The following is a 24,782-nucleotide window of genomic DNA, read 5'->3' as shown; positions in this document are numbered from 1 at the left end:
GCGGCGCCCCGACGCTCACAGCACTTTGTTGAGGAAGTTAACGGTGCGCGGGTGCTGCGGCTGAGCCAGCACCTGTCTGGCATCGCCCTGCTCGACGATCTGCCCGTCGACCATAAACACCACCCGATCCGCCGCTTCGCGCGCAAAGCCGATTTCATGCGTGACGACCACCAGCGTGACGCCCAGATCCGCCAATCCCTTAATCACGTCCAGCACTTCGCCGACCAGCTCGGGATCGAGCGCGGAGGTCGGCTCATCGAACAGGATCACCTTCGGGTTCAGCGCCAGCGCGCGCGCGATGGCGATGCGCTGCTGTTGGCCGCCGGAGAGGTGGCGCGGATAGGCATCCGCCTTGTGGCGCAGCCCGACGGTATCCAGCAGCTCATAGGCCACCGCTTTCGCCCGTTCGCGGGAGTGAATTTTGTGCACCACCGGCGCTTCGATGATGTTTTCCAGCACCGTCAGGTGCGGGAACAGGTTGAAGTTTTGGAACACGTAGCCGACGTTGATGCGCTGCCGGAGAATGGCCTTTTCCTTCAGCTCGTACAGCCGGTTGCCCTTGCGGCGGTAACCGACGTAGTCGCCGTCGATGCGGATAAAGCCCTCGTCCACGCGCTCCAGATGGTTGATCGCCCGCAGCAGCGTCGATTTGCCCGAGCCGGAAGGGCCGAGGATCACGGTCACGGTGCCCGGCTGCAGCGTCAGGCTGACGTCGTCCAGCGCCTTGTGTTTGCCGAAGAACTTGCTGACGTTGCTGATTTCGATCAGGCCGCGCGCCGGCACCGGGGTGAGGTTGCGTGCCGGCTGTTCGGGCAAGGCGTAATAATCAATGGCTTCAGACATGCGGGTCTCCTAACGTTTTAGCCAGCCGGCCAGTTTCTGCCAGGGCGTCGGCGGCAGTTCGCGCACCGCGCCCCGGGCGAAATAGCGTTCGATGTAGTATTGGATCACCGACAGGGCGGTGGTGATGAACAGATACCAGACGGTGGCCACCATCAGCAGCGGTATCACCTGCTGGGTGCGGTTATAGATCACCTGGATGGTGTAAAACAGCTCCGGCAGCGCCAGCACATACACGATCGAGGTGCCTTTCGCCAGGCTGATGATCTCGTTGAAACCGGTCGGAATAATGGATCGCAGCGCCTGCGGCAGAATGATGCGGAAGGTGCGGCGATAGCCCGGCAGGCCCAGCGCCGCCGCCGCCTCGTGCTGGCCGTAATCCACGCCCAGGATGCCGCCGCGGATGATCTCGGCGGTGTAGGCTGACTGCACCAGCGTCAGGCCCAGCACCGCCACGGCGAACTGGCCGAGGATATCGATGGTCGGGTAGCTGGCGAACACCACCGAGGTAAAGGGAATGCCCAGCGAGATGGCGTCGTACAGATAGGAAAAGTTATACAGGATGATCAGCACCAGGATCAGCGGCAGCGAGCGAAACAGCCAGATATACCCCCAGGCCAGCGACGCCAGCAGGTAAGAGCGCGACAGCCGCGCCAGCGCCAGCAGGGTGCCGAACAGGATGCTGAACAACGTGCCGAGCAGCGTCAGCAGCAGGGTCTGCCCCAGCCCCGCCAGCACCGCCGGGGCGAAGAACCACTCGGCGAACACGCCCCATTCCCAGCGCGCGTTGCCCGCCACCGATTGCACGATGGCGGCCAGAATAAACAGCGAGAACAGGGCGCCGATCAGCCGCAGCGGATAGCGGGCGGGCACCACTTTCAAGACTTCTTGTTTGGACATGTCATGTCTCCTGACTACAGATAAAGGGGGGTTAGGCGATTTTCCTTTCCGACGCGCAACAACACGCGTCCTCTGCAATCAAGCTTTTGCGGAACGGCAGGCGGCCATCGTAGGGCGGGCGGCTGTAAACCTCGCTGTCAACGGTGGGATCGAACTGCGGCTGATAACCGTTGCTCAGGTACAGGCCCACCGCTTCGGGCTGGCGAAAGCCGGTGGTCAGGTAGAGCCGGCGATACCCCTGCGCCAGCGCCAGCGTTTCCAACTGCTGCAACACCCGCTGCGCCAGGCCCTGGCGGCGCAGATCGCCCCGGGTCCAGATGCGCTTCAGCTCGGCGGTTTGCGCGTCATAGCGTTTGAAGGCACCCATGGCGATCGGCGCACCGGCGCGCAGCAGCACGATGAAGGCCCCTTGCGGCGGTGCATACAGGTCCAGCGGTTCCGGTTCCTGGTCACCAAAATAGTCGCCGTAACGCTGGCGATACTCGCCGAACAGCCCCTCGATCACCGGGGCGATCAGCGGGTCGGTCGGCAACGTCTGAATGAAGGTGTCTTGCGTCATTGCGCGCTCCTAATCGCCCAGGCCGGGCGGGTTGATTTCCGACTGCGCAAGGCGTTCGACGCTCTCGCCCCAGCGATTGAGCACCTGATCGTACTGTCCGCCGCGGATCGCGCCGTTCAGCGCTTCGTTCACCGCCTGCACCAGTCCGTTGCCTTTACGGGTGGTGACGGCGATGTGCGCCGCCTTGGGCCAACCGCCTTCCACCGTGCCAGCGAGCCGGGTGCGACCGTTCAGCGCCGCTTTATAGGCGCCCAGCACGTTCGGCCCGAAGTAGGCGTCGGCCCGGCCGGACTGGATCGCCAGCGTGGCGGCCGCATCGTCGGTCACGTAGATCGGCTGGAAGGGTTTGAGCCCCTGCTGCCGGTTCTGTTTGTCCCACGCCAGCAAGATGGCTTCCTGATTGGTGCCGGAGCCGACGATGATCTTTAATCCGGCGATATCGGCAGGCTGTTTGATCGTTGCGATCTTGCCGCCGGTTTTGACGTAAAAGCCGAGCGAGTCGATGCGGTAGGTGGCGAAGTCGAAGCGGGTTTTGCGCTCTTTGGTCACGGTGACGTTGGTGATGGCCGCGTCATACTTGCCGGAAACCACCCCCAGCGGCCAGTCTTCCCACGACGTTTGCACTACGTTCAGCTCCAGGCCCAGGCTGTCGGCCACCAGCTGCGCGATATCCACTTCGCTGCCGATAAGCCGCCGGTTGTCGGCAGCGAACAGCGCCAGCGGCGGCGTGTTGAGCGCGGCGATTGCAACGGTGAATTGTCCCGGCTTCACGAAGTGGAAATCGGCCGGCAGTTTGGCGATCGCCTGCGGGTTTTTCGGCGCGTGGATCGGGGTTTCATTGGCCTGTAAATCGATGCCGGTGCCCGCCTGCGCGGCGCCGGTCAGGCTCAGCAAGGCCGCCACGAGAGCGGCGGTAACGGTTTTCTGCATAGCGGGTATCCCTGAAAACGATCTTATTATTGGGTGAATCTGTTCAACGGGCGCGTGAGGCCCAGGTGTTCGCGCAGCGTATCGCCGTGGTACGCCCGGCGGAACAGGCCACGTTGTTGCAGGATGGGCACCACCCGATCGACGAAATGCCCGAAGGCGTTGGGCGTACCGCCGCTGATGATGAAGCCGTCGGCGGCTTCGCCGTCGAACCAGCGTTGCAGGCCGTCCGCCACCGCTTCCGGCGTGCCGCTGAACACCGGGCGTGGCGAGGCGGCTTCCAGCGCCACCTGGCGCAGCGTGAGGTTCCGCTCGCGGGCGTTGCGCTTGATGGCGTCGGTGGTGCTGCGGAAGCTGTTTTGCCCCAGATCGCCGATGTTCGGGAAGGGGGCGTCCAACGGATGGCGGGAAAAGTCGTAATGTTCGAAGTAGCGGCCAAGGTAGTTGAGGGCGTTCTCGATGCTGACCAGACGGGCGGTCTCCTGGTACTGACGCTCGACGTCCGCATCGTCGTCGCCGACGATCACGCTGACACCCTGGAAGATGCGCAGGTCGTCCGGTTCGCGCCCCTGTTCCACCAACTGCCGCTTCACGTCCTGGTAGAAATCCTGCGCCTGCTCCAGCGTGTCGTGATGGGTGAAGATCGCATCGGCGTGTTTGGCCGCCAGCCGTTTGCCGTCTTCAGAGGCGCCGGCCTGGAACAGGATCGGGCGGCCCTGCGGCGTGCGGCCGATGTTCAACGGCCCCTGCACCGAGAAGAACTCCCCCTGGTGATTGAGGGTGTGCAGTTTCCCGGCGCGGAAAAATTCGCCGCTGGCCTTATTGCGCACGAAGGCATCGTCTTCCCAGGAGTCCCACAGTCCTTTGGCGACGTCGAGAAACTCGCCGGCAATGCGGTAACGCAGGCTGTGCTCCGGGTGTTCTTTGCGCGAGAAGTTTTTGGCCGACCCCTCCAGCGGCGATGTCACCACGTTCCAGCCCGCGCGCCCGCCGCTCAGGTGATCGAGGCTGGCGAACTGGCGGGCGACGGTGAACGGATCGCTGTAGGAGGTGGAGAGCGTGCCCACCAGGCCAATTTTGTCGGTGGCGGCGGACAGTGCGGCCAATAAAGTCAACGGCTCGAAACGGTTAAGAAAATGCGGAATGGACTTTTCGTTGATATATAAGCCATCGGCGACGAAGACGAAATCGAATTTCCCCTGTTCGGCTTTTTTCGCCGAGGCGATATTAAATTCGAGGTTAATGCTGGCGTCGGCGGTGGCATCCGGGTGGCGCCAGGCGGACATATTTCCCGATGCGCCATGCAGAATGGCGCCCAGCCGTAATTGCCGTTGATTATTCGCGTTGTCGCTCATCGTGATTATCCTGTCATGCGCCGCAAAGGCGCGCGGTGTCTGATGCGTCCACTATTGATGAGCGGCAACGGGATGTAAAACAACAAAACAGCATATTCAAATGTTGAAAACTGCAAATATCACGGCGAGCGAAAATAATAATCCCCGACGCGGCATCAGCGGCGTCGGGGAAATACTATTTCACGTTATTCAGGCGTTGCTGAGGGCTTTTTTCGCTGCGGTGGTTAATTGTTGCAGCGTGCGCTCCGCCAGCAGCGAAAAATAGTGGGCGGCAGGGAGGAGGGCGCGTTCATCGGGATTGAAACGCGGATGATGCAGGCCGAATTCGCTGGCGGAGCCGATGCTGACGAACGCGCCCGGCACGTGATGCAGATACAGCGCGAAATCCTCGCCGCCCATCTGCAGCTCCGCCTCTTCGACCCGGTAGCCGGCTTCGGCGGCGACGGTTTTGCTGAACGCCGCCCAATGGGCGTCGTTGATCACCGCCGGCGGCCCCGGCTGCCAGTGGAGTTCGGCCTGCGCGCCGAGCGCGGCGGCGACGCCGTCGATCACCTGGCGAATTTTATCCGGCACCTGGCGGCGCACCGCGTCGCTGTGGGTGCGCACCGTGCCTTCCAGCTCCACGGTTTGCGGCAGCACGTTCCAGGTATTGCCGCCTTCGATGCGCGTCACGCTCACCACCAGCGATTCCAGCGAGCTGAAGCTTCGGCTGGGCAGTGTCTGCAGCGCGCCGACGATCTGGCTGGCGGTGACGATGGTATCGACGCCCTGTTCCGGTTTGGCGGCGTGGGCGCCTTTGCCGGTGATGCGGATCTGGAAGCGATCGACGTTGGCGTAAAACGGCCCGGCGCGGGTGGCGAAGGTGCCGGTGGGCAGCTCCGGCGCGTTATGCAGACCAAATACCGCCGCGACGTTATCCAGCGCGCCGGCGTCGATCAGGTGCCGGGCGCCGTTGAAGGTCTCTTCCGCCGGCTGGAAGAAGATGCGCACCGTGCCGGGCAGCTCGGCCTCACGCGCTTTGAGCAGATGCGCGGCGCCGAGCATCACCGAGGTGTGAAAGTCGTGGCCGCAGGCGTGCATCACGCCGCTGTTTTGCGAGCTGAAGGGCACGTCGGCGATTTCGTCGATTGGCAGGGCGTCGATGTCGCCGCGCAGGGCGATGATCGGCCCCTTGCCGCTGCCGATCTCCGCCACGACGCCGGTTTTCAGCGCCAACGGCAGAATACGAATGCCCGCCTCTTGCAGCCAGCGGGTCAGGCGGGCGGTGGTGGCGAATTCGTGATTGGAAAGCTCCGGGTTTTGGTGCAGTTCACGCCGATAGGCGATGATCTTGTCTGCCAACTGGCTGGTCATAGGCTTGGCTCACAGTGGGAAATAAACCCTAACCCTAGTGCAGGGGCCGCCGAAGCAAAAAGACCATCTGGTTATATTTCATAGCGATTGTGTCTGCTCGACGCGTCAACGATGGGGGAAAGGGCAGGTTTAGGCGTTCGCGCGTTGTTCGCCGGCGCAGGGAGAGGATTGGCCTGGAACGGTAACGTATCGCAACCGGTGCAATGCATTTACACCGGGCAACACGGATTTTTTCACTCTTTATCGGATTTCTGTGATCGCGGTGGTGGACAAAATCCTGCCTGCTTGCTGTACTGTAATCGACACAGGTTTTGTGTCTTTCATTCACGTTAAAGGTAAGTTTGATGTCTAAGATTAAAGGTAGCGTTAAGTGGTTTAATGAATCCAAGGGCTTCGGTTTCATTACTCCGGAAGATGGTAGCAAGGACGTTTTCGTTCACTTCTCTGCCATCGTTAGCAACGGTTTCAAAACGCTTGCTGAAGGCCAGCGTGTAGAATTTGAAATCACGAACGGTGCCAAAGGCCCATCTGCCGCTAACGTTACTGCTATCTAAGCTGCGTAGCTGAATTTCTTAAAACCCGCTCATTGAGCGGGTTTTTTATTGGGCGCGTTATGCGTCGCTGCGGCGGGCCAACAGGCTGAACAGCAGGATGGCGACGGCGTAACAGCCGACGATGGTCAGCGCCATCGACAGGCCTGAGGTGCCGCCCAGCCCGGTGAGCGGCACGGCGCAGGCGCCGAGCGCGAACATGCACACGCCGATCAAGGCCGACGCGCTGCCGGCTTTGTCCCCCTGGCTTTGCATCGCCAGCGACGAGGCGGTCGGGCCGACGATGCCGATCACCGCCACCGAGAAGAACAGCGGCACCAGCAACACGACCAGCGGCGCATGCAGCGCGGCGGCCAACAACAGCAGCAGCGACGCGACGGCCGCCAGCGTTAACCCGCCCCTCAACACCCGGCGTTCCCCCCAACGTGAACTGAGACGGCTGGCCAGCTGCGCCGCAATGATCAGCCCGACGCCGTTAATGGCGAAGCACAGGCTGAACATCTGCGGGCTGAGGCCGTAGATCTGCTGCAAGACGAAAGGCGAAGCGCCGATATAGGCGAACATGCCGGCCATTACGAAGCCCTGCGTCAGGCACAGGCCCATGAAATAGCGCTGGGTCAGCAACCCGCCGAGCGACATCAGCATCGCCAGAATGCCGCCCTGGCTGCGGCGCTCGACCGGCAGGGATTCGCGCAGCTTCAGCGCCGACAGGCTGAACAGCAGCACGGCGATGGCCGCCAGCACGCCGAAGATGCCGCGCCAGTTCATCACCTGCAGCATCACGCCGCCCAGCACCGGCGCGACGATCGGCGCCAGGCCGTTAACCAGCATCAGCAAGGCGAAGAAACGGGTCAGCTCATGGCCGGCGTACAGATCGCGAGCAATGGCGCGAGAAATCACCGCGCCGCCGGCGCCGGCGATGCCCTGCAGCAGGCGGGCGATCAGCAGTTGGTCAATGGTGGGCGCCAGTGCGCACCACAGCGAAGCGCCCAGCAGCAGGATCAGCGACAGCAGCAGTGGGCGCATACGGCCCAGTTTGTCGCTGTAAGGGCCGAAAATCAGCTGGCCGACGCCCAGGCCGAGCAGCCCGGCGGTCAGGCTGAGCTGAGCGGCGGCGGTGGAGGTATTCAGCTCGCCCGCCATTTCCGGCAGGGCGGGCAGATAGAGATCGGTGCACAGCGGCCCCAGCGCGGCCAACAGGCCAAGCACGACGGCGTACACCAGACGTTGTCTGGCTAAGTGTTTGGTCATGGGAGATTAAGATTTCCTGAACAGGTGAGAAATGGCCTGCTGATACAGATCGCGCAGCAGGGACGCATCGGCTTTTTGCGTGGTAAGGATACGGTAACCGGTGCCTTCGCTCATGACGGCGATAAACTCCACCCGGGCGGCGATCTCTTCCGCGCTGAAATCGGGATACAGCCGCTGCAGGTTGTGGCACACGTGGCGAAACAGCCGCGCTTCCGCATCGCTGAGCAATTTGGCCACCACCGGGTTGCGCGTGGCCTCGGCGGTCACTTCCAGCATCAGCATGTGATCGGTTTCGCTCTCGCCCGGTTGCTGAAACAGCGTGCGCGCCGCCAGCGTACCGGCGATCAGGTTGATGTGATCGCCAAGGTTTTCCAGGCGCTGCATCTTGCTGGTGATGATGCGGTTGACGATCTCTTCGATGATCGCGTCTTTATTGGCGAAATAGCGATAGATTTGCCCGACGCTAAGCTGCGAGCCTTGGGCGATCTCCGCCATGCTGGCGGCATGGAAGCCGTGGCGGCGGAAGCTGGTTTTCGCCGCTTCGACGATCTGATCGCGGCGCGCCTGCACCTTGGCCTGTTTACTGTCGTTGGGGGGGAGCATCTGCCCGATCCTTTGCTACGCGTGAGCCGGGTTCACATTTTTGGGTGTGAACGTTCATTCTCAATTGTAGTGTAACCGACCGGAAAGACGCAAGATGAACGCGTGCTGCGATAAAAGGCGTTTAAGCGAACAGGTAGGATTTGATAAAGGTGGCGACGATCAGCACGCACAGCGCAACGGCGATCGCTTCGGCGGCGGTTTTCGGCAGGCTAAACATAGCGATTTCTCATCCAGTCAGGGGTACTGGATGAGATTATGCGCATGCAAGATTAAGGAAACATTAAGGGCTTAGCGCCCGTTGACCCACATCACCAGCATGAAGGCCAGCAGCGTCATCGCCAGCGAGCCGGCCAGGTTGAGCAGCATGTTGGCCAGCGCCCAGCCGAAGCGGCCGTCCTGCATCAGGTATACCACCTCCAGCGAAAAGGTGGAGAAGGTGGTCAGGCCGCCGCAGAATCCGGTGGTGATCAGTAATTTCCAGGTGGGATCCAGATGCGTCATGCGGGTGAAAATCGCCATCGCCAGGCCGATGATAAAACCACCGATCAGATTGACCATCAGCGTACCGAGCGGAATGTGGGCGTTCAGCGGATTCATTTTCATACTTACCGCCCAGCGCAAAACGCTGCCGACGCCGCCGCCGATAAATACGGCCAGTAAAGAGCTCAACATGGGGCAACTACCTTTCAATCAGAGAAATTCAGGAGGCTCGGAAAGGTACAGGCGTAACGCTACGCGCCTCTCTCCGAGAGGTTACGTAGACATCATCAGCCTGTGAAGGCGGTTAGGGAGGAATGTCATCTCCAGCGTGCCGCACGGCCTTTTTCGCCGCACCCGGTGGATGTTACACCTAATGCCGCCTATTTTGTAGTATCGGCACTCTGCGAGGTAAAACGGATGGAAATCAGAACGGCGCGTCTGAGCGACCAGCACGCTATCTCTGAATTAATGGTGGCGCTGGATTATCCCGGCACCGAGGCGTTTCTGACGCAGCGGATGCAGCAACTTCTGGCGCACCCGGACGAGGCGTTGCTGGTGGCGGAGCAGGGCGAACAAGTGCTGGGCGTGTTGTCGCTGCATTTTCTGCCGCAGTTGGCGTTGGCCGGCGACATTGGCCGCATCAGCTATTTTTGCGTCGACGATCGGGCGCGCGGCGCGGGCGTAGGGCGGCGGTTGCTGGCGGCAGGCGAGGCGCTGGCGCACCGTCGCGGCTGCGATCGGCTGGAAGTCCATTGCCACAGCCGCCGCGAGCGGGCGCATGCGTTTTACCGGCGTGAAGGCTTTGTCGAAGCGCCGAAGTATTTTGCCAAGTTATTAAGTCAGTAAGTTACTCCCCTGGCTGCGCCGCCGTTTCCAGCCGATTGCGGCCATTCTGCTTCGCCCGATAGAGCGCGCCGTCGGCCGCTTTCAGCCAGTCCAGGTAGCCGCCCAGCGCGGGGTGGAAGTTAGCGATGCCGGCGCTGATCTGCAGCCGCAGCTGCGGCGCCTCCTTGAAGCTGACCGCGTCCAGCCGCTGCTGGATACGGCGCAGAACGATTTCCGCCTGTTCAGCGCTGGTGTTCGGCAGCACTGCGCCAAACTCGTCGCCGCCGTAGCGCCCGACGATATCCACGTTGCGCATGCCGATCAGCAGCTCTTCCGCCAACGCCGCCAGGGCTTCATCTCCCAGCGGATGGCCGAAGGTGTCGTTGATGGTTTTGAAGCGATCGATATCCATCAGGATCAGCGTGGCGTTGTCCTGGTAGCGGCGGCAGCTGTCGAACTGGCGATGCAGCAGGTGCTCCCAGTGGCGGCGGTTATACAGGCCGGTCAGCCCATCGCGGGTGCTGATGCGCTGCAGCTCCTGTTTCTTTTCCGCCAACCGTTTGGCGGTGCGGTAGGTCACCAGCCCGAGCAGCGTCGGATAAAGGTAGATCATCGGCAGGCACAGATAGATTTGCAGCGCCGTGCTGTGCGGGTGAAACGGGAAGCCGAGCAACGCGGCGGTGAGCATCGCCGTAGCCAGTTGAATGGCCAATCCTTTCACAAACAGCGTTTTGCCGGCTGAAGCGATGTTATTCATGCTCATCATCGACAGGATGACGATGGCGGGCAGCGCGTTGAACGCCATCATCGCCGCCCAGAAGCCGCCGAAGGCGGAGTCGATCAAGAGGTTGCGGATCTCGGCTTTGAAAGGATCTTTGGCGCGGCAGGCCAGGCGATAGGCGAGATGCGGCCAGAGAAAGCCGTGAAAGGCCAGCAATAGCCAGACCGCCGTGGGCGGAGCCAAGGGGTAGAGTGCGGCGCAAACGCAGATAAAGCCGAGCCCCAGACCGGCGACGCGGGGCAGATAGGTGCGTTTGGCGAAGCTGAGGCCGGATTTTCGGGCATCGAAAATGGGTGGAGCAATATACATCCGGCATCTCCCTGATAGGCATCACGGCAGAGTAGCATGCGGGTGATAAACTAAGAATAGTCTGGGATTCACGCCGTGAAGCCGTGTGGTATTCCTGCGACCGATCTCACTCTGTTACATGTTGCTGTTGTGCGAGCCGAAGGAAAGTCGCTAAATATTCGCAGGCAAGGTCAGTTTTTCTCGCTGTTCACGCAGCGCTCTATGATAAGAAGGTGAGTATGGAAGGTATCAGCATTACCAAACTTCTGGTGATTGCGGTGTTGGTGATTTTACTGTTCGGCACCAGCAAATTGCGCACGCTCGGCGCCGATCTTGGCGCGGCGCTGAAAGGCTTTAAAAAAGCCGTAGGCGACGACAGCACGCCGCCGGCCGCCGGCAACAATGCCGCCGAAAGCCAGTCCGCGCAGCAGAGCGTCGAGAAGAAAGACGTTTAATCCCGTCTGATGGCGCGCAATAAAAAACGGATGCCTTGCGGACATCCGTTTTTTGGCGTTTCCGCCGTCTATAGCGTAACAAACTATTACGCGTTATTTCACTTCCATCCCTTTGGCCTGCAGATCGGCGTGGTAAGACGAACGCACGAACGGGCCACAAGCGGCATGGGTGAAGCCCATCGCCATCGCTTCTTCTTTCATCTCGTCAAACTCGGCTGGGCTGACGTAGCGCTGCACCGGCAGGTGGTGACGGCTCGGCTGCAGGTACTGGCCCAGCGTCAGCATGGTCACGCCGTGGCGACGCAGATCGCGCATCACTTCAATGATTTCCGCGTTGGTTTCACCCAGGCCAACCATCAGGCCGGATTTGGTCGGGATATCCGGGTGCGCTTCTTTAAAGCGCTCCAGCAGCTTCAACGACCACTCGTAGTTGGCGCCCGGGCGCACCTGGCGGTAGACGCGCGGCACGTTTTCCAGGTTGTGGTTGAACACGTCCGGCGGCGTGGCGGTGAGGATCTCCAGCGCGCGGTCCATACGGCCGCGGAAGTCCGGCACCAGCGTTTCAATTTTGATGTTCGGGCTCTTGGCGCGGATGGCCGAGATGCAGTCGGCAAAGTGCTGAGCGCCGCCGTCGCGCAGATCGTCGCGGTCAACCGAGGTGATCACCACATAACGCAGCGCCATGTCGGCGATGGTTTGCGCCAGCTTTTCCGGTTCATTGGCGTCCGGCGCGATCGGGCGGCCGTGGGCCACGTCGCAGAACGGGCAGCGGCGGGTGCAGATGGCGCCGAGGATCATAAAGGTGGCGGTACCGTGGTTGAAACACTCGGACAGGTTAGGGCACGAGGCTTCCTCACAGACGGAGTGCAGGCCGTTCTTGCGCATCGCGGCTTTGATGCCCTGAATGCGCGTTGAGTCGGCAGGCAGTTTGATCTTCATCCACTCGGGTTTACGCAACAGCTCCTGCCGTTCGGTGACCACCGTTTTGACCGGGATCAGCGCCATTTTGTCAGCATCGCGGTATTTGACGCCGCGTTCCATCTGAATTGGTTTACTCATAATCGTGCAGGTTCCAGTTACGAAGCTCGACCGTCTGGTAGCCGAGTAAATGAACAAATTCCTGTACCAGGATTGGGTGTATGTCTTCAATGCCAACGCCGGGCGCCAGCGCGCTGACCTGCGTCATCTGCATGCCGGCGTAACCGCAAGGGTTGATGCGTTGGAAGGGGCTGAGATCCATCGCCACATTCAGGGCCAGGCCGTGGAATGAGCTGCCTTTGCGGATCCGCAAACCCAACGAACAGATTTTCTGCTCCCCCACGTACACGCCGGGCGCATCCGGACGGGCGCGCGATGCGAGGCGGAAGTGGGCGAGGGTGTTGATAACCGTATCTTCTATCGCCGTGACCAATTGGCGTACGCCGACCTTATTGCGCTTCAGATCGACCATCACGTACATCACCTGCTGGCCCGGCCCGTGGTAGGTCACCTGGCCGCCGCGATCGCTCTGGACAACCGGGATATCGCCGGGCATCAGCACATGTTCGGCTTTGCCGGCCTGGCCCTGGGTGAATACCGGGTGATGCTGCACCAGCCACAGCTCGTCCGGCGTAGTCTCGGTACGACTGTCGGTGAAGTTATGCATGGCTTGGGATACAGGCGCGTAGGGCTGCAACCCCAGCTGACGCAAAATGATCTTGTCTGGTTGCAAAAGAGTCATCGTCAGGTTACAGAAGTGGTAAAGCCATTATACCGGGCGCTCCGGCTGGCGGCCAGCCTTTCGCTGACCAAAAATGCGCAACCCGGGAAGACGCTGCGCCATCCCGGGTTGATAAGCAGGGTTTTATGCTGGAATTACAGCACCATACGAACAATTTCAATGTTGCCCAACTCCTCGTACAGGGTTTCGACCTGCTCGATGTGAGTGGCGTTGATGGTGATGGAGACCGAGTGGTAGTTGCCTTTGCTGCTTGGCTTAACCTGCGGGTTGTAATCGCCCGGCGCATGGCGCTGCACCACTTCAACTACCTGGTCAACCAGCTCAGGCTGCGCCAGGCCCATCACCTTGTAGGTAAACGAGCAAGGGAATTCGAGCAGTTCGTTCAGTTTAGTTTTTTGCATGTGCGTGCGCTCCAGAGTGCTAGCTAATCTATAAATTATAACTCCCGCCGGGGCGGGAGTTAATGTTATTCAGTATATGGGGGCAATTTCGCCCGTTTCAACCGTTAACCGAACCAGTGGTGGAACATCAGTTTGATGTAGTCCACGATGCGGCTGAAGAAACCACCTTCTTTCACTTCGTTCATCACCACCAGCGGACGCTGGTCGATGGTTTTGCCGTCCAGCTGGAAGTTGATGCTGCCCACCACCTGGTTTTTCGCCAGCGGCGCGTGAATTTCCGGCGTGTTCAGCACATAGCTGGCCTTCAGATCTTTCATGCGGCCGCGCGGGATGGTCAGGTAGACGTCTTTATCCACGCCCAGCTCAACGCGGTCGGCATCGCCGAACCAGACCGGCTCGGAGGCGAACTCTTTACCGACTTTCAGCGGCGCCACGGTTTCGAAGAAGCGGAAGCCCCAGGTCAGCAGTTTCTTGCTCTCGGCTTCGCGGCCTTTGTAGGTGCGGCCGCCCATCACGGCGGAGATCAGACGCATCTGGCCTTCGGTCGCCGAAGCCACCAGGTTGTAACCCGCCGCGTCGGTGTGGCCGGTTTTGATGCCGTCGACGTTCAGGCTGTTATCCCACAGCAGACCGTTGCGGTTCATCTGGCGGATATTGTTGAAAGTGAACTCTTTTTCTTTGTAAATCGCGTACTCTTCCGGCACGTCGCGGATCAGCGCCTGGCCGATCAGCGCCATGTCGCGCGCCGAGCTGTACTGGCCCTGAGCATCCAGGCCGTGTACCGTCTGGAAGTGGGTATTCTGCAGGCCCAGCTTGCTGACGTAGGTGTTCATCAGGTTGACGAACGCGTCCTGGCTGCCGGCGACGTAGTCGGCCATCGCCACGCAGGCGTCGTTACCGGACTGCAGGTTGATGCCGCGGGTCAGTTTGGAGACCGGCACGCGATCGCCCGGCTTCAGGAACATCAGCGAGGAACCTTTGAACACCGGGTTGCCGGTCGCCCAGGCGTCCTGGCCGACGGTCACCAGATCGTCCTGGCCGATTTTACCCGCTTTCAGCGCCTGGCCGATGACGTAGCTGGTCATCATTTTGGTCAGGCTGGCCGGATCGCGACGCGCATCGGCGTTCATCTCGGCCAGCACCTTGCCGGAGTTGTAATCAATCAGGATGTACGCTTCCGCATCGATCTGCGGGACACCTGGGATCATGGTTTTGATGTTAACGTCATCGGCATGTGCAACGGAGGCTGCGCTCATTGCGATAACGGTGCCGAGTGCGATGCTTTTGATTAAGCGAAAAGAAGTTACTTGTTTCATGATCGGGACTACAACATCCGTGAAAGTAAAGTTAAAAAACGAGCCACACTATAGCAGATGCGATCCCGGCAGGCATTATCCATTCATCTGACTAATTGCGGTTAGTGCCCTTTTAGCTGCAAGAAAATGTTTCAGCTAAATAACCGCTTAACAGCCGTGAATGCCCGCCGGGTTTAACGCTCAGGGTGCAGCAGTAACGAAAGACTGTTGTTGCGCTTCGCTGGCCAGGCGTTGTTGCAGTTGGGCCGCCTGCTGACGGCTGCTGAACGGGCCGAGCTGGACGCGGTAAACATTGCCGTTGGCCGCTACTTTGCCCGGTACGCCAAACTGTTGGCTCAGGCTTTGCTGCCAGCTCTGGGCGCGCTCGGCGCTGCTCAACGCACCGACCTGCACCACGTAGCCGCCGGAGGAGGAAGCGGCAGCCATGCCGGCAGCGGCAGCGCCGGCCGCGACCGGTACGGCTACTGCGGCGGCTTCAGGCTCGGCACTTTCCAGCACGCCGGCCGGTAATGCGCTTGGCGCGCCGAGGAAACCACTGCGGCCGTTGGCGGCGTTGCCGGCATTCGCAGGCGCGTCGTCATCGGTGCGCAGGGTGCTGTTATCAATAGGGCGCACCGCCGCGCCGCTGGCGACCGGCACGTCCTGTTGGATCGGGGTGCCCATGCCGCTGGAGCCAAGATCCGGGCGCGCCGGCAATGCGTAGCTCTGTTTCGCCACGATGGTGCCGATGGTGCCAGGGCCGCTCAGCGTGCCGTCCGGCGCCACGTTGATGAAATCGACCTTGACCTTGGTGTTGTTGGACAGGTTGAGGCGATCGGCGGCGGCTTTCGACAGATCGATGATACGGCCCTTGGTGTAAGGCCCGCGATCGTTGACGCGCACCACCAACTGACGGCCGTTGGCCAGATTGGTGACGCGCACGTAGCTTGGGATCGGCAGCGTTGGGTGGGCCGCAGTCAGGCCATTAGGATCGAACTGCTCGCCCAGCGCGGTGGTGTTGCCGTTGGCCTCTTCGCCATACCAGGCCGCCAGGCCGGTCTGCGAGAAGTTCTGCGGATCTTTTACGATGCGGTAAGTATCGCCATTAACCTTATAATCCTGCATGTTATTAGGGTTATAGGGTTCATATTGAGGCTCGACGCCGCCGATTTCCACCACCGGGCCGTTGTACGGCTGCGGAGGGGCTTGCTGTTCCGTGGTCGGGGCGGTACAGGCGGAGAGCAACACCGCCGCGACGCCGATCCAAAGCCATTCCTTACGCATTACTCACCTCTTATAAACTTTTAGACAGCATTTTCCGATGCGTGTGGATCGACATGATGATGCCGAAACCGGCCATCAACACTATCAGCGCCGAACCCCCGTAACTGACCAGAGGCAAAGGTACGCCAACTACCGGCAAAATGCCACTGACCATACCGATGTTAACAAAGACATAAACGAACAAAATCAGCATCAAGCCGCCGACCATCACGCGGCCGAAGGTGGTTTGCGCCTTGGCGGCGATCATCAGCCCGCGAATGATCACCAGCAGGTAGAGCGCCAGCAGCACCAGTACCCCGATCAGCCCCAGCTCTTCGGCCAACACGGCGAAGATAAAGTCGGTATGGCGCTCCGGCAGGAACTCCAGCTGCGACTGGGTGCCGTGCAGCCAGCCCTTGCCGGACAGGCCGCCGGAGCCGATGGCGATCTTGGATTGAATGATGTGATAACCGGCGCCGAGCGGGTCGCTTTCCGGATCGAGCAGCATCATCACGCGGTCGCGTTGATAACCGTGCATCAGGAAGAACCACAGCACCGGGATAAAGGCCGCCAGCGCGACGGCGGCGACGGCGATCAGTTTCCAGCTCATGCCCGACAGAAACAGCACGAACAGGCCGGAGGCGGCGATCAGGATCGACGTGCCGAGATCCGGCTGCGCGGCCACCAGCAGCGTCGGCAGGAAGATCAGCACCAGCGCGATGGCGGTGTTTTTCAGCGAAGGCGGGCAGACATCGCGGTTCATAAAGCGCGCCACCATCAGCGGCACGGCGATCTTGGCGATTTCCGACGGCTGGAAGCGCACCACGCCGAGATCCAGCCAGCGCTGCGCGCCTTTACTGATCTGCCCGAAGGCGTCCACCAGGATCAGCAAAATCACGCAGAAGATATACAGATAGGGCGCCCAGCTTTCGTACACGCGCGGCGGGATCTGCGCCATGACGGCCATCACGATCAGCCCCATGACGATCTGCCCGATCTTGCGCTCCATCATGCCGATGTCCTGGCCGCTGGCGCTCCACATCACGAAGGCGCTGTAGACCAGCAGAGCCAGGATCAGCAGCAGGAACGTCGGATCAATGTGGATTTTGGTCCAGATCGAGCCTTTTTGTTGGCTTTCAGTCATATTCTACCTTAGTCACCTTCTACGCCAGGCGGCAGCGGGGCCTCGCTTGGCAATTGCGTATTGTTGTCGCCCAGCAGAATATGGTCGAGGATCTGGCGGGTGATGGTGCCCACCGCCGGACCGGAGCCGCCGTTTTCCAGAATGATGGCGACCGACACCGTCGGGTTATTGAACGGCGCAAAGGCGGTCATCAGCTTGTGATCGCGCAGGTGCTCCGCCAGTTTATGGGCGTTGTAGGTTTCGTAACCGAAGACCTGTGCGGTGCCCGATTTCGCCGCGGCTTTATAAGATGCGTCCGCAAAGTACTTGCGCGCCGTCCCGTTCGGACGGTTGGCCACACCGTACATGCCGTCTTTGGCGATTTCCCAGAAGCCGGAGTGAATATCGCCGATCTGCGTGTTCTCTTCCTGTTTGAACGGCACCAGCGCGCCGTTGACGCGGGTGCTCTGCAGCAGGTGCGGCGTTTTGACGGTACCGTCGTTGATCAGGGTGTTCAGCGCCTTGGCCATCTGGATCGGCGTGGCGGTCCAGTAACCCTGGCCGATGCCCACCGGAATGGTGTCGCCCTGATACCACGGTTTTTTATAGCGTTTCAGCTTCCATTCACGCGTCGGCATCAGGCCGGAGCGCTCTTCGGCCAGATCGATGCCGGTGTACTGGCCGTAACCGAATTTGGTCAGCCAGCTCGACAGCCGATCGATCCCCATATCATAGGCGACCTGATAGAAGTAGGTATCCGCGGATTCTTCCAGCGCTTTGGTGACGTTCAGGCGGCCGTGACCCCATTTTTTCCAGTCGCGAAAGCGTTTTTCCGAGCCGGGCAGTTGCCACCAGCCGGGATCGAACACTACGGTGTTCTTGGTGATCACGCCGGCGCTGAGTGCCGACACGGCGATATAAGGTTTCACCGTTGACGCGGGCGGATAAACCCCCTGCGTGGCGCGGTTGATCAGCGGGCGATTCGGATCGTTCAGCAGACCCTGATAGTCCTTGCTGGAAATGCCGTCCACGAACAGGTTCGGATCGTAGCTCGGATTGGACACCATCGCCAGGATGGCGCCGGTGCGCGGATCGCTCACCACCACCGCGGCGCGGCTGCCAACCAGCAGCTGTTCGATATAGCGCTGCAGATCAAGATCGAGCGTCAGGTAGACGTCCTGGCCGGCGGAAGGCGGCTGCTCGTGCAATTGGCGGATCACCCGGCCGCGGTTGTTGACTTCAACCTCTTCGTAACCGGTTTTGCCGTGCAGCGTGTCTTCGTAATAGCGTTCGATGCCCAGCTTGCCGATATCGTGGGTGGCGGCGTAGTTGGCCAGCTTGCCGTCTTTGTCCAGACGCTCAACGTCGCGGTCGTTGATCTTCGACACATAGCCGGTGACGTGGGTGAGGGCGGATCCGTAAGGATAGTAGCGGCGCTGATAGCCTTTCACTTCCACGCCGGGGAAGCGGAACTGATTGACCGCAAAGCGGGCGACCTGCACCTCGGTCAGCGCGGTTTTCACCGGAATGGAGACGAAACGGCGCGAGCGCTTGCGCTCTTTTTCGAAATTGGCGATGTCGTCGTCAGTCAGATCGACCACCGTGCGCAGCGCCTGCAGCGTGGCCTTGAGATCGTCGACCTTCTCCGGCATCAGCTCCAGCTGATAAATGGTGCGGTTGAGCGCCAGCGGGGTGCCGTTGCGATCGTAGATAATGCCGCGGCTGGGCGCGATGGGCACCAGTTTGATGCGGTTTTCGTTGGAACGGGTGCGGTAATCCTCGACGCGGACCACTTGCAGATTATACAGGTTGGCGATCAGGATGCCGGACAGCACCAGGATGACCAGGAACGCCACCAGGGCGCGGCGTACAAACAGGGCGGATTCAGCCGTATAGTCGCGAAAAGGGTTACGTTCTATTTTCATCCCGCTGCTTTATTTCACTCTGTCACGGTCACCACCGGCTATTCCCGGTGGTAAGGATGATTTGTTGTAATACTCCAGGCGCGGTAGAGGCTTTCGGCCACCAGGACGCGCACCAAAGGATGCGGCAGCGTCAACGGAGAAAGCGACCAGCTCTGCTCGGCAGCGGCTTTGCAGGCGGGCGCCAGCCCTTCCGGGCCGCCGATCAGCAAGCTGACATTGCGGCCATCCTGCTTCCAGCGCTCAAGCTGCTGCGCCAGCTGCGGCGTTTCCCACGGCGTGCCTGGGATATCCAGCGTAACGATGCGGTTGCCTTTGCCCACCGCCGCCAGCATCTGTTCGCCTTCCTTGTCCAGAATGCGCTTGATGTCGGCATTTTTGCCGCGTTTGCCGGCCGGGATCTCGGTCAGCTCAAACGGCATATCTTTGGGAAAGCGGTGCAGGTAATCCATAAAGCCGGTTTGCACCCAGTCTGGCATTTTGGTGCCGACCGCCACCAATTGCAGTTTCACCGCTTAGCTCCAGAGTTTTTCCAGCTCGTACAGGCGACGGCTCTCTTCCTGCATCACGTGTACGATCACTTCGCCCAGATCGACCACGATCCAGTCGGAGGCTTCCTGGCCTTTCATGCCAAACAGCTCCATGCCCGCGGCGCGGGATTCCTGCACCACGTGGCTGGCGATCGACATCACGTGGCGCGTTGAGGTGCCGGTGCAGATGATCATGCAATCGGTGATGCTGGATTTGCCCTGGACGTCCAGAGCGACAATGTCTTGGCCTTTCAGATCATCGATTTTATCGATGACGAAATCTTGGAGCGCTTTACCTTGCAAAGGTTCCCCCTCGGGTGTGTTCTGTTCAGTCGGCTGCGGCGGGCAAAATGCGCGCGCCGCGGCGTAACCGGATAATGGTTTCGGCAGGCTGCCGCTGAAAGCCAGCTAACTGGTGACTGCCCGGCCAGCTAAGGTTTCCGGGGTTTTCAGCGGATACCTGAAAAATAGCGGCGCAGTATATCACGCACCTTTCACTAGCGATATAAACCCTGCAACTCGATATAGCGCTGCACCGGGCGCGGCAGCAGGTCGTCGCAGTTGAGGCCCTGATGGCGGCGCTGGCGGATCTCGGTGGCGGAAATTTCCAGCTCCGGCGTATCGGCCAGATAGATATGGCCGTGCGGGCGACGGCTGAGCAGCGCCGGGTCGGCGGTGCGATGGCGTTCCAGCCACTGCTGCAGTTCCGGCGTGTCCATGCGATCGTTATAGCCCGGGCGCGCCAGCACCAGCAGGTGGCAGACGTCCAACAGCGCCTGCCAGCGGTGCCACTTATGCAGCGTCAGCAGCGAGTCCTGGCCAATAATAAACGCCAGCGGCTGGGCGGCGCCACGCTCTTTACGAATCGTTTCCAACGTCTCGATGGTGTAGGAGGGCGTGGTGCGGTGCAGTTCGCGATCGTCGACCGCAAACAGCGGGTTGCCGGCGATCGCCAGCTCGACCATCTTCAGGCGCTGTTGCGCATTGGCCTCCGGCTGCGGGCGGTGCGGCGGCACATGGTTAGGCAGCAGCGTGACGCGATTCAGGCCCACTTCGGCGGCCAGCGCCTCCACCGGCCGCAGGTGGCCGTAGTGGATCGGATCAAAGGTGCCGCCGAACAGCGCGTGCAAAACGGTGGGGTGTTCCGGGTTAGTGGGCATCGCTAAAACTCGTGGCCAGGGGTTTGCCGCACAGCAGCATCGACAGGGTTTCCAGTTCCGGCCAGACCGACTGGCCATAGTCCTGCTTGAGGGTCAGCTCGATTTGCGTCAGCAGCTGTACCGCCTGCTGCAGCTGGGGGCCGGACAGGCGTTGCAACGCCTGGGTCACCAACGGGCGGCGGTTCTGCCAGACCTTGTGCTGATCGAACAGCGAGCGCAGCGGCGCAGACGCCATGCGGCGCTGCAGCGTCAGCAGCAGCAGCAGTTCGCGCTGCAGGGTGCGCAGCAGGATCACCGGCTCCACGTCCTCTTGCTGCAACTGCTGCAAGATATGCCAGGCGCGCTTGCTCTTGCCGGCCAGCAGGGCATCCAGCCAGTGGAACGGCGTGAAGTGGGCGGCGTCGTTCACCGCCTGCTCGACGCGCGGCAGCGTGAGCTTGCCGTCCGGGTGCAGCAGCGACAGCCGCTCCAGAGCCTGCGACAGCGCCAGCAGGTTGCCTTCGTAGCAGTAGCACAGCAGCTGATTGGCCGCGTCGTCCAACTCCAGTTTCATCGACTTGGCGCGCGCGGCGACCCAGCGCGGCAGCTGCGCCTGTTCAGGCGTCTGGCAACTGACGAGAGCGCCGTGCGGGCTGAGCGCCTTGAACCAGGCGCTGTTTTCCTGCGCTTTGGTGAGGCGCGGGCCGCGCAGGATCAGCAGAATATCCTCGTGCAGCAGCGTGGCGAGTTTGGTCAGCTGTTCGCCGATCGGCGCCGTCGGGCCGTTTTCCGGGAAGATCAGCAGCAGCGTCTGGCGGCTGGCGAACAGGCTCATCGCCTGGCAGATGCCGAAGATGGCGTCCCAGTCGGTATGGGCGTCGAGGGAAATGCTGTAGTGCTCGCTGAACTGCTGCTGTTGCGCGGCCTGCCGGAGCAAATCCTGGCTCTCCTGCAGCAGCAGCGGTTCATTGCCGCTCAATAAATAACAAGCGCGCAGCCCCTCACGGAGCTGCGCGGCAAGTTGTTCCGGATAAATACGGATCATTGTGCGGTTTGGCTTGCCGCTCGTTCGCCGGCGGCAGCGGCTTTCTGCCGGTTCTCTTCTTCCGCCGCATGCACGGTCAGCAGTTTACGCACCAGTTGCTGCGCCGCCTGCTCACGCATTTCCTGGCGAATGATCTCCTGCTCGGAGTCCTTGGCCAGCGCGGTCAGCGGGTTGTCGAAGAACGAACGGAACACTTTCACCGACAGCGGATACAGGTCGTGGCCCGGGAGCAGCACCTGCGCCTGCACGGTCAGCACCAGCTGGTACTCGGCGGTTTTACCGTCCTGGAAGATCGAGGCGGTATCCTGGCTTTCCGTCGCGCCGACGATGCGCAGGGAAGGCACGTCTTTACGCTTCGGATCGCTGACGATGGTCACGGCGTTCAAACGCAGCTGCTCACGCACCGCTCGCGTCAATGGCCCGTAAGGATCCGAACTGTCCAGGATCAGCGTTTTCATTTCATTAGGCACCTGCGTGGTGCCACGCAGGTGAAAACCGCAGCCGGCGGTGACCAACACCGCCAACCCCAGCAACAGCGTCAGAATACGTTGTCGCACAACTCCTCCTTGTGTTAACCCACAACCAGGTTAAGCAGTTTGCCCGGAACGTAAATCACTTTGCGAATCGTGACGCCGTCCAGATATTTAGCCACCAGATGCTCTTCGGCAGCGCGCGCGCGCACTTGCTCTTCGGTCGCATCGGCAGATACGGTGATTTTAGCGCGAACCTTGCCGTTCACTTGCACCACCACCAGCTTGGAGTCCTCGACCATCGCCTGTTCGTCGGCAACCGGCCATGGCGCGGTGTCCACGTCGCCTTCGCCGCCCAGCGCCTGCCACAGGGTGAAGCACACGTGAGGGGTGAACGGATACAGCATGCGCACCACGGCCAGCAGCGCTTCTTGCAGCAGCGCGCGATCCTGCTCGCTCTCCTGCGGCGCGCGGGCCAGCTTGTTCATCAGCTCCATCACGGCGGCGATTGCGGTGTTGAAGGTCTGACGGCGGCCGATATCGTCGGTCACTTTGGCGATGGTTTTGTGCAGATCGCGGCGCAGCGCTTTCTGCTCTTCGTTCAGCGACGCCACGTCCAGCGGCTGCACCGCGCCTTTTTCCACGTGATCGTAGGCCAGTTTCCACACGCGTTTCAGGAAGCGGTTAGCCCCTTCCACGCCGGATTCCTGCCACTCCAGCGTCATTTCTGCCGGTGAAGCGAACATCATGAACAGACGCACGGTGTCCGCGCCGTATTTTTCCACCATCTCCTGCGGGTCGATGCCGTTGTTCTTCGACTTCGACATTTTGCTCATGCCAGCATAGACCAGTTCACGGCCTTGCGGATCCGTAGCCTTGATGATGCGGCCCTTGTCGTCGCGCTCGACGGTGGCGTCAACCGGGGATACCCAGACGCGCTCGCCGCTGTTGCCGGTGTAGTAGAAGGCGTCGGCCAGCACCATGCCCTGACACAGCAGGCGCTTGGCCGGCTCATCGGAATCCACCAGGCCCGCATCGCGCATCAGCTTGTGGAAGAAGCGGAAGTACATCAGGTGCATGATGGCGTGCTCGATGCCGCCGATATATTGATCGACCGGCAGCCAGTAGTTGGCGGCGGCCGGATCCAGCATGCCCTGGTCATACTGCGGGCAGGTGTAGCGCGCGTAGTACCAGGAGGATTCCATAAAGGTGTCGAAGGTGTCGGTTTCGCGCAGCGCCGGCTGGCCGTCGACGGTGGTTTTCGCCCACTCAGGGTCGGCCTTGATCGGGCTGGTGATGCCGTCCATGACCACGTCTTCCGGCAGGATCACCGGCAGCTGGTCTTCCGGCGTCGGCATTACGGTGCCGTCTTCCAGCGTCACCATCGGGATTGGCGCGCCCCAGTAACGCTGGCGGGAGACACCCCAGTCGCGCAGACGGTAGTTAACCTTACGCTGGCCTACGCCCTTGGCGACCAGTTTGTCGGCGATGGCGTTGAAGCCCGCTTCATTGTCCAGACCGTCGAACTCGCCGGAGTTGAACAGCGCGCCTTTGTCGGTCATCGCTTCGGCGCTCACGTCAGGCTGGCTGCCGTCGAGGTTCAGGATCACCGGTTTGATCGGCAAATCATATTTGGTGGCGAATTCCCAGTCGCGCTGGTCGTGCGCCGGCACCGCCATCACGGCGCCGGTGCCGTATTCCATCAGCACGAAGTTGGCGACCCACACCGGCAGCTTCTCGCCGCTCAGCGGGTGGACCACGAACAGGCCGGTCGGCATGCCTTTCTTCTCCATCGTCGCCATTTCTGCTTCGGCCACTTTGGTGTTGCGGCATTCGTCGATGAACTCGGTCAGCGCCGGGTTGTTGCGCGCGCCCTGTTGCGCCAGCGGGTGGCCCGCGGCGACCGCCACGTAGGTGGCGCCCATGAAGGTGTCCGGGCGGGTGGTGTAAACCGTCAGCTTCTCTTCGCTGTCCGCCACGTCGAAGGTGATTTCCACGCCTTCGGAGCGGCCAATCCAGTTGCGCTGCATGGTTTTCACCTGCTCCGGCCAGCTTTCAAGCGTGTCCAGATCGTTCAGCAGCTGATCGGCGTAAGCGGTGATTTTGATGAACCACTGCGGGATCTCTTTACGCTCGACCTTGGTGTCGCAGCGCCAGCAGCAGCCGTCGATAACCTGTTCGTTGGCCAGCACGGTCAGATCGTGCGGACACCAGTTCACCGCCGAAGTCTTCTTGTAGACCAGGCCTTTTTCATACAGCTTGGTGAAGAACCACTGTTCCCAGCGATAGTATTCCGGCTGGCAGGTGGCGATTTCGCGATCCCAGTCGTAGCCGAAGCCCAGCAGTTTCAGCTGGTTCTTCATGTATTCGATGTTGTCGTAGGTCCACGGGGCCGGCGCGGTGTTGTTTTTCACCGCTGCGCCTTCCGCCGGCAGGCCGAACGCATCCCAGCCGATCGGCTGCAGTACGTTTTTGCCCAGCATGCGCTGATAGCGCGAGATCACGTCGCCGATAGTGTAGTTACGAACGTGGCCCATGTGCAGTCGGCCGGACGGGTAAGGCAGCATGGATAGGCAGTAGTACTTTTCCTTGCTGTCGTCTTCGGTAACTTTGAAAGTCTGCTTCTCTTGCCAGTGAAGCTGTACGTTCGATTCTATGTCTTCTGGACGGTATTGCTCTTGCATGGCGGCCGGTGGTCCTGTAGGT

At 60.9% G+C, this 24,782-nt stretch carries 26 protein-coding genes and 1 riboswitch; of the genes, 3 read left to right on the top strand and 23 right to left on the bottom strand.

All coding sequences use genetic code 11. The annotated features are described in order from the left end of the window. Positions 1–15 precede the first annotated feature (15 nt). The 6 genes from ACMGF9_RS17965 to ACMGF9_RS17940 all read right to left on the bottom strand — a co-directional run bounded on the left by ACMGF9_RS17965 (position 16) and on the right by ACMGF9_RS17940 (position 5,934). Positions 16–843 (bottom strand): amino acid ABC transporter ATP-binding protein, encoded by an 828-nt coding sequence (locus ACMGF9_RS17965; protein WP_015376924.1) that lies wholly within the window; start codon positions 841–843, stop codon positions 16–18. Positions 844–852: 9 nt separating this feature from the next. Next, positions 853–1,740 (bottom strand): amino acid ABC transporter permease, encoded by an 888-nt coding sequence (locus ACMGF9_RS17960; RefSeq protein WP_004940038.1) that lies wholly within the window; start codon positions 1,738–1,740, stop codon positions 853–855. A gap of 31 nt (positions 1,741–1,771) precedes the next feature. Further along, positions 1,772–2,299 (bottom strand): GNAT family N-acetyltransferase, encoded by a 528-nt coding sequence (locus tag ACMGF9_RS17955; protein WP_015376925.1) that lies wholly within the window; start codon positions 2,297–2,299, stop codon positions 1,772–1,774. Positions 2,300–2,308: 9 nt separating this feature from the next. After that, positions 2,309–3,229: an ABC transporter substrate-binding protein gene (locus tag ACMGF9_RS17950; protein WP_004940036.1), complete on the bottom strand. Its 921-nt coding sequence runs from the start codon at positions 3,227–3,229 to the stop codon at positions 2,309–2,311. 26 nt (positions 3,230–3,255) lie between these two features. After that, on the bottom strand, positions 3,256–4,581 hold the full coding sequence (locus ACMGF9_RS17945; protein ID WP_021504629.1) for an LLM class flavin-dependent oxidoreductase: 1,326 nt from the start codon (positions 4,579–4,581) through the stop codon (positions 3,256–3,258). 189 nt (positions 4,582–4,770) lie between these two features. Continuing rightward, the gene (locus ACMGF9_RS17940; RefSeq protein WP_075685625.1) at positions 4,771–5,934 is read right to left on the bottom strand and encodes a M20 peptidase aminoacylase family protein; all 1,164 of its coding nucleotides are present in this window, start codon (positions 5,932–5,934) and stop codon (positions 4,771–4,773) included. Positions 5,935–6,278: 344 nt separating this feature from the next. Here ACMGF9_RS17940 and cspE point away from each other — a divergent pair, with 344 nt between their 5' ends. Beyond that, on the top strand, positions 6,279–6,488 hold the full coding sequence (cspE, locus tag ACMGF9_RS17935; protein WP_004940030.1) for a transcription antiterminator/RNA stability regulator CspE: 210 nt from the start codon (positions 6,279–6,281) through the stop codon (positions 6,486–6,488). Positions 6,489–6,545: 57 nt separating this feature from the next. On the opposite strand, the gene ACMGF9_RS17930 is transcribed toward cspE, so the two are convergent. The 3 genes from ACMGF9_RS17930 to crcB form a co-directional block, all read right to left on the bottom strand. Continuing rightward, positions 6,546–7,736: a multidrug effflux MFS transporter gene (locus tag ACMGF9_RS17930; RefSeq protein ID WP_015376928.1), complete on the bottom strand. Its 1,191-nt coding sequence runs from the start codon at positions 7,734–7,736 to the stop codon at positions 6,546–6,548. 6 nt (positions 7,737–7,742) lie between these two features. Further along, positions 7,743–8,339, bottom strand: coding sequence for a TetR/AcrR family transcriptional regulator (locus ACMGF9_RS17925; protein WP_021504627.1), 597 nt, complete (start codon positions 8,337–8,339; stop codon positions 7,743–7,745). Positions 8,340–8,627: 288 nt separating this feature from the next. Continuing rightward, complete coding sequence (crcB, locus tag ACMGF9_RS17920) at positions 8,628–9,011, bottom strand: fluoride efflux transporter CrcB (RefSeq protein ID WP_004940022.1); 384 nt, start codon at positions 9,009–9,011, stop codon at positions 8,628–8,630. Between the two features lie 79 nt (positions 9,012–9,090). Then, positions 9,091–9,153: riboswitch (Fluoride riboswitch) on the bottom strand. An 83-nt stretch (positions 9,154–9,236) separates the two neighbouring features. Here crcB and ACMGF9_RS17915 point away from each other — a divergent pair. Then, positions 9,237–9,665, top strand: coding sequence for a GNAT family N-acetyltransferase (locus ACMGF9_RS17915; RefSeq protein WP_414160345.1), 429 nt, complete (start codon positions 9,237–9,239; stop codon positions 9,663–9,665). Between the two features lies 1 nt (position 9,666). Here ACMGF9_RS17915 and ACMGF9_RS17910 read toward each other — a convergent pair whose 3' ends face one another. Then, a complete protein-coding gene (locus tag ACMGF9_RS17910) occupies positions 9,667–10,734 on the bottom strand; it encodes a diguanylate cyclase (RefSeq protein WP_414160344.1) in 1,068 nt (355 codons plus the stop codon). A 218-nt stretch (positions 10,735–10,952) separates the two neighbouring features. Here ACMGF9_RS17910 and tatA point away from each other — a divergent pair, with 218 nt between their 5' ends. Beyond that, entirely contained in the window at positions 10,953–11,168 is a 216-nt protein-coding gene (gene tatA / locus ACMGF9_RS17905) for a Sec-independent protein translocase subunit TatA (protein ID WP_004940019.1), read from the top strand. A 93-nt stretch (positions 11,169–11,261) separates the two neighbouring features. Here the strand turns inward: tatA and lipA are convergent, their stop codons facing one another. The 13 genes from lipA to leuS form a co-directional block, all read right to left on the bottom strand. Next, entirely contained in the window at positions 11,262–12,227 is a 966-nt protein-coding gene (lipA, locus tag ACMGF9_RS17900; protein ID WP_004940018.1) for a lipoyl synthase, read from the bottom strand. After that, a complete protein-coding gene (lipB, locus tag ACMGF9_RS17895) occupies positions 12,220–12,888 on the bottom strand; it encodes a lipoyl(octanoyl) transferase LipB (protein ID WP_015376934.1) in 669 nt (222 codons plus the stop codon). The genes lipA and lipB overlap by 8 nt, the downstream gene beginning before the upstream one ends. 134 nt (positions 12,889–13,022) lie before the next feature. Then, positions 13,023–13,289, bottom strand: coding sequence for a DUF493 family protein YbeD (ybeD, locus tag ACMGF9_RS17890; protein WP_004940012.1), 267 nt, complete (start codon positions 13,287–13,289; stop codon positions 13,023–13,025). A gap of 104 nt (positions 13,290–13,393) precedes the next feature. Further along, complete coding sequence (gene dacA / locus ACMGF9_RS17885) at positions 13,394–14,605, bottom strand: D-alanyl-D-alanine carboxypeptidase DacA (protein WP_004940010.1); 1,212 nt, start codon at positions 14,603–14,605, stop codon at positions 13,394–13,396. Positions 14,606–14,785: 180 nt separating this feature from the next. Beyond that, positions 14,786–15,868, bottom strand: a complete 1,083-nt coding sequence (gene rlpA / locus ACMGF9_RS17880; RefSeq protein ID WP_044031771.1) for an endolytic peptidoglycan transglycosylase RlpA — start codon at positions 15,866–15,868, stop codon at positions 14,786–14,788. A 10-nt stretch (positions 15,869–15,878) separates the two neighbouring features. Then, positions 15,879–16,991, bottom strand: coding sequence for a peptidoglycan glycosyltransferase MrdB (mrdB, locus tag ACMGF9_RS17875; protein ID WP_004940006.1), 1,113 nt, complete (start codon positions 16,989–16,991; stop codon positions 15,879–15,881). 8 nt (positions 16,992–16,999) lie between these two features. Continuing rightward, positions 17,000–18,895 (bottom strand): peptidoglycan DD-transpeptidase MrdA, encoded by a 1,896-nt coding sequence (gene mrdA, locus ACMGF9_RS17870; RefSeq protein WP_015376936.1) that lies wholly within the window; start codon positions 18,893–18,895, stop codon positions 17,000–17,002. A 38-nt stretch (positions 18,896–18,933) separates the two neighbouring features. Next, positions 18,934–19,404, bottom strand: coding sequence for a 23S rRNA (pseudouridine(1915)-N(3))-methyltransferase RlmH (rlmH, locus tag ACMGF9_RS17865; RefSeq protein ID WP_004940002.1), 471 nt, complete (start codon positions 19,402–19,404; stop codon positions 18,934–18,936). Between the two features lie 3 nt (positions 19,405–19,407). Beyond that, on the bottom strand, positions 19,408–19,725 hold the full coding sequence (rsfS, locus tag ACMGF9_RS17860; protein ID WP_004940001.1) for a ribosome silencing factor: 318 nt from the start codon (positions 19,723–19,725) through the stop codon (positions 19,408–19,410). A 194-nt stretch (positions 19,726–19,919) separates the two neighbouring features. Beyond that, entirely contained in the window at positions 19,920–20,582 is a 663-nt protein-coding gene (gene nadD, locus ACMGF9_RS17855) for a nicotinate-nucleotide adenylyltransferase (protein ID WP_015376938.1), read from the bottom strand. Beyond that, entirely contained in the window at positions 20,572–21,606 is a 1,035-nt protein-coding gene (gene holA / locus ACMGF9_RS17850) for a DNA polymerase III subunit delta (RefSeq protein ID WP_033633934.1), read from the bottom strand. Before holA ends, nadD begins: the two co-directional genes overlap by 11 nt. Beyond that, positions 21,603–22,163: an LPS assembly lipoprotein LptE gene (gene lptE, locus ACMGF9_RS17845; protein ID WP_015376940.1), complete on the bottom strand. Its 561-nt coding sequence runs from the start codon at positions 22,161–22,163 to the stop codon at positions 21,603–21,605. Before lptE ends, holA begins: the two co-directional genes overlap by 4 nt. A gap of 14 nt (positions 22,164–22,177) precedes the next feature. Next, positions 22,178–24,760, bottom strand: a complete 2,583-nt coding sequence (gene leuS / locus ACMGF9_RS17840; RefSeq protein WP_015376941.1) for a leucine--tRNA ligase — start codon at positions 24,758–24,760, stop codon at positions 22,178–22,180. Between the last annotated feature and the right edge of the window lie 22 nt (positions 24,761–24,782).

The sequence above is a fragment of the Serratia sp. BNK-23 genome (genome assembly GCF_047456145.1).
In the GTDB taxonomy this organism is placed as follows: domain Bacteria; phylum Pseudomonadota; class Gammaproteobacteria; order Enterobacterales; family Enterobacteriaceae; genus Serratia; species Serratia nematodiphila.
The sequence above is the reverse complement of the archived record's forward strand: the minus strand, read 5'-3'. Positions and strand labels throughout refer to the sequence as shown.

Excerpts from the sequence above, each read along its gene's own strand:
- ACMGF9_RS17965 (WP_015376924.1), bottom strand. The coding sequence starts at position 843 with ATGTCTGAAGCCATTGATTATTACGCCTTGCCCGAACAGCCGGCACGC.
- ACMGF9_RS17960 (WP_004940038.1), bottom strand. The coding sequence starts at position 1,740 with ATGTCCAAACAAGAAGTCTTGAAAGTGGTGCCCGCCCGCTATCCGCTG.
- ACMGF9_RS17955 (WP_015376925.1), bottom strand. The coding sequence starts at position 2,299 with ATGACGCAAGACACCTTCATTCAGACGTTGCCGACCGACCCGCTGATC.
- ACMGF9_RS17950 (WP_004940036.1), bottom strand. The coding sequence starts at position 3,229 with ATGCAGAAAACCGTTACCGCCGCTCTCGTGGCGGCCTTGCTGAGCCTG.
- ACMGF9_RS17945 (WP_021504629.1), bottom strand. The coding sequence starts at position 4,581 with ATGAGCGACAACGCGAATAATCAACGGCAATTACGGCTGGGCGCCATT.
- ACMGF9_RS17940 (WP_075685625.1), bottom strand. The coding sequence starts at position 5,934 with ATGACCAGCCAGTTGGCAGACAAGATCATCGCCTATCGGCGTGAACTG.
- cspE (WP_004940030.1), top strand. The coding sequence starts at position 6,279 with ATGTCTAAGATTAAAGGTAGCGTTAAGTGGTTTAATGAATCCAAGGGC.
- ACMGF9_RS17930 (WP_015376928.1), bottom strand. The coding sequence starts at position 7,736 with ATGACCAAACACTTAGCCAGACAACGTCTGGTGTACGCCGTCGTGCTT.
- ACMGF9_RS17925 (WP_021504627.1), bottom strand. The coding sequence starts at position 8,339 with ATGCTCCCCCCCAACGACAGTAAACAGGCCAAGGTGCAGGCGCGCCGC.
- crcB (WP_004940022.1), bottom strand. The coding sequence starts at position 9,011 with ATGTTGAGCTCTTTACTGGCCGTATTTATCGGCGGCGGCGTCGGCAGC.
- ACMGF9_RS17915 (WP_414160345.1), top strand. The coding sequence starts at position 9,237 with ATGGAAATCAGAACGGCGCGTCTGAGCGACCAGCACGCTATCTCTGAA.
- ACMGF9_RS17910 (WP_414160344.1), bottom strand. The coding sequence starts at position 10,734 with ATGTATATTGCTCCACCCATTTTCGATGCCCGAAAATCCGGCCTCAGC.
- tatA (WP_004940019.1), top strand. The coding sequence starts at position 10,953 with ATGGAAGGTATCAGCATTACCAAACTTCTGGTGATTGCGGTGTTGGTG.
- lipA (WP_004940018.1), bottom strand. The coding sequence starts at position 12,227 with ATGAGTAAACCAATTCAGATGGAACGCGGCGTCAAATACCGCGATGCT.
- lipB (WP_015376934.1), bottom strand. The coding sequence starts at position 12,888 with ATGACTCTTTTGCAACCAGACAAGATCATTTTGCGTCAGCTGGGGTTG.
- ybeD (WP_004940012.1), bottom strand. The coding sequence starts at position 13,289 with ATGCAAAAAACTAAACTGAACGAACTGCTCGAATTCCCTTGCTCGTTT.
- dacA (WP_004940010.1), bottom strand. The coding sequence starts at position 14,605 with ATGAAACAAGTAACTTCTTTTCGCTTAATCAAAAGCATCGCACTCGGC.
- rlpA (WP_044031771.1), bottom strand. The coding sequence starts at position 15,868 with ATGCGTAAGGAATGGCTTTGGATCGGCGTCGCGGCGGTGTTGCTCTCC.
- mrdB (WP_004940006.1), bottom strand. The coding sequence starts at position 16,991 with ATGACTGAAAGCCAACAAAAAGGCTCGATCTGGACCAAAATCCACATT.
- mrdA (WP_015376936.1), bottom strand. The coding sequence starts at position 18,895 with ATGAAAATAGAACGTAACCCTTTTCGCGACTATACGGCTGAATCCGCC.
- nadD (WP_015376938.1), bottom strand. The coding sequence starts at position 20,582 with ATGCCCACTAACCCGGAACACCCCACCGTTTTGCACGCGCTGTTCGGC.
- holA (WP_033633934.1), bottom strand. The coding sequence starts at position 21,606 with ATGATCCGTATTTATCCGGAACAACTTGCCGCGCAGCTCCGTGAGGGG.
- leuS (WP_015376941.1), bottom strand. The coding sequence starts at position 24,760 with ATGCAAGAGCAATACCGTCCAGAAGACATAGAATCGAACGTACAGCTT.